The 2,774-nt window shown below is 49.6% G+C and carries 3 protein-coding genes and 1 pseudogene; 3 read left to right on the top strand and 1 reads right to left on the bottom strand.

Annotated features, from left to right (window positions below):
- The first annotated feature begins 182 nt into the window (after positions 1 to 182).
- The 3 genes and pseudogenes from ACMX3H_RS18850 to ACMX3H_RS18840 all read left to right on the top strand — a co-directional run.
- The gene (locus tag ACMX3H_RS18850; protein ID WP_415211869.1) at positions 183 to 896 is read left to right on the top strand and encodes a fimbria/pilus chaperone family protein; all 714 of its coding nucleotides are present in this window, start codon (positions 183 to 185) and stop codon (positions 894 to 896) included.
- An 82-nt stretch (positions 897 to 978) separates the two neighbouring features.
- Entirely contained in the window at positions 979 to 1,995 is a 1,017-nt protein-coding gene (locus tag ACMX3H_RS18845) for a fimbria/pilus outer membrane usher protein (RefSeq protein WP_415211870.1), read from the top strand.
- A gap of 66 nt (positions 1,996 to 2,061) precedes the next feature.
- A pseudogene (locus ACMX3H_RS18840) lies at positions 2,062 to 2,187 on the top strand (transposase); the annotation flags it as partial.
- A gap of 113 nt (positions 2,188 to 2,300) precedes the next feature.
- Here the strand turns inward: ACMX3H_RS18840 and ACMX3H_RS18835 are convergent.
- The coding region (locus ACMX3H_RS18835; protein ID WP_415211868.1) for an ATP-binding protein at positions 2,301 to 2,774 on the bottom strand (474 nt) is incomplete at its 5' end.

Below are 2,774 nucleotides of genomic sequence, written 5' to 3'. Positions count from 1 at the left end.
GATATCAAAAGCCGATGAAATTAACTTTGAAGGCTCTACCACTTTTACAATAAAATATCTTTGATAACTTAATAAAATTAGCGTTCTTCATACCTTAAACTTTAGGCGGTTGAATGCGGCCGCCTTATTTATCTTTATTCTTAAATTAAACTTATTGTTTCTTTATTAAAAAGAAGGTTTCCATGCATTTTTCAAAAAAGAACATCTTTATATTGTTGATATCAATTGTATTTTTCTCAAAAAATGGCGGAGCCGGTCATCTAAAACTCCAGACCTCGGTTGTCATCGTCAAAGCAGATATCGGAGAAAATGCCTTCCCGGTCAAAAATGAGTCTTCTTCGCCTTTAATGATGCTCACCAAGCTCGAGCCTCTGCCTGAAGACCCGGAAAAACTGGTGACGATTACACCGCCTGTCTCGCGTATCGAGCCTGACGATACGCAGATTGTGAGCTTCTTACTGAAAAATACCGCCAGTCTGAAAACCGAACGCATGGCCCGCGTGACGTTTGAAGGCATTCCACCCAAAGGGGAGAAAAACGGTAATCGCATCAGTATCAATATTGCGCAAAATATTCCCGTTATCGTCCGACCCAAAGGGCTTAAGCGTGATTATGCCCCCTGGAAGCACCTGCAGTGGAAAGTGACCAATAACACGTTGACAGTGCATAACCCTTCACCCTATGTAGTGCGTTTTCATCCTGAACTGACCTTATTACCTTCTCAGGGAACGATCAGCCTGCCCAGTAGTTATCTGCTGCCCAGTAAAACCCTGTCCGTGAGCCTGCCGGCGAAAGCGTCAGTTAAAAGCGTTAAGCTTACACCGGCATCACTGTACAGCTATATTTTAAGCCCGGTTGAACTAGCAGTCACGACATTAGACATTATAAGGGGCTAGCATGAAAAGACATCTTACCCCCAGCCGTCTTGCTCTGGTGCTCGCCTTATGTACGCCGGAGGGGCTGGCACAATCTCTGGTGATGTTTGATACCGATATTTTGCGTGCACGAGGTATCCCTGCTTCGGTTGCCACCCATTTTCAGACCGCATCTCTATTTCCGCCAGGCATTAACTACCCTAATCTGGTGGTCAACGGCAAGCCGCACGGCATCGTTTCTGTGACCTTTAACGACCAGGGCGCCTTATGTGCCAACGTGAACTTTCTGAAGGCCGCAGGCATCCTCACGAAACAACCTGAGGGGCCAGAACAGGCGCAACAAAGTACCTGCCACTCCCTGCCGGCGGGAACGGAAGTTAAACTGCAGCCGGGACGTCAGCGTGTTGAGCTATTAGTGCCCCCACAGCTGGTTGACAACAGCGCCCCGGAAACGGTATACGTCAGTGGCGGGAGCGCCGCGCTGCTTAACTACAACCTCTATGCCACCGGCAATCACAGTCGTCATAACCGTTCACACACCTTTTACGGCCATACTGAAAGCGGATTTAATGCAGATAACTGGGTGGTGCGCAGCTATGACTCTTACTCCGGCCACGGCAATAAGGCACAATTTCACCATCAGAGCGCTTGGGTGCAGCGGACTTTTCCGGCCTTTAAATCAACCTTACAGGCGGGACAGCTCACGCTCAACAGCTCGCTGTTTTCCTCCTCGGCATTTAACGGGCTTCAAGCCCGGCCGGAAAGTGCATTACTCAAAAAAACCGATAATGGCGTTCGCGTCACTGGCATTGCCCCCTCAGCCGCACGGGTCGAGGTCCGTCAAGGCGGCACGCTGATTTACTCTACACTGGTGCCTGCTGGCCCCTTTGTGCTAGATAACCTGCCGCTGAACAATGCCTCACAGGACCTGGAGGTCTCGGTCATTGAAAGCAGCGGCGGACAACGGCACTTTATTGTCCCCGCAGCATCATTCAGCTCGAATTTCGTTCCTGTACAACAGGGCTGGACAGTTGCTGCCGGCCAACCCCGCGAGACTGGACGTTGTGCCAACGTAAGCGCACGCCCAGCGCCGTCTGTTACTTCCCCATCAAGTTATTGAAGATAATGTCCATTATTTTTTTAATGGGCGCAATTCATGAAACAAACCCCACCAAAACCCTCAAGACGTCGTCCCAATTTCCCGCTGGACTTTAACATTAAGCTGATTGAGCAGGTGCTCCAGCCCGGCGTATCCATTGCCAAGCTGGCACGGGATAACGGTATCAATGACAATTTGCTGTTCAACTGGCGCCAATGCAGATTCCGACGTATCCGATCATCTGTTCCGGCGACATCCGATCAGTTATTCCGATCACCCATTCCAGTGATATTCTATCACGTGTTCGCTCATCTTCTGACTCAGTTTTAGTCTATTTTTCCTGTGCTGGCTACTCCTTGCTCTTTGCGTAGTGATTCGCCTTTAAGTTCCAGTCGATAGCTGGGGTGTATTAGCCGATCGAGTAACGCGTCAGCTGTCGTGTGGTTTTCTATCAGTCCATACCATTTTTTTACCGACAGTTGACTGATCAGCAGGATGCTGCTGCTTTTGTCGTAACGATCTTCCATCACCTCCAACAGCATCGTTGCCTGCATCGGACTCATTGATTCCAGGCCCAAGTCGTCCAAGAGCAGTAACTCTATTTTTTCTAACTGCTTAAGCTGTTTTAGGTAGGTTCCGTCTAGCTGGCACTGGTGAAGATGGGCCAGCAACCGACCCACACGCCAGTAACGCACGCTATATTGCTGCCGGCATGCCTGCTCTCCAAGCGCACAACTGAGCCAGGTTTTGCCCGTACCTGTCGGCCCCGTGATGAGTATGCTTTTCTGATATTTCAGATA

It is taken from the genome of Sodalis sp. (in: enterobacteria) (assembly GCF_047607725.1).
Lineage (GTDB): Bacteria > Pseudomonadota > Gammaproteobacteria > Enterobacterales > Enterobacteriaceae > JBLKSS01.
The sequence above is the reverse complement of the archived record's forward strand: the minus strand, read 5'-3'. Positions and strand labels throughout refer to the sequence as shown.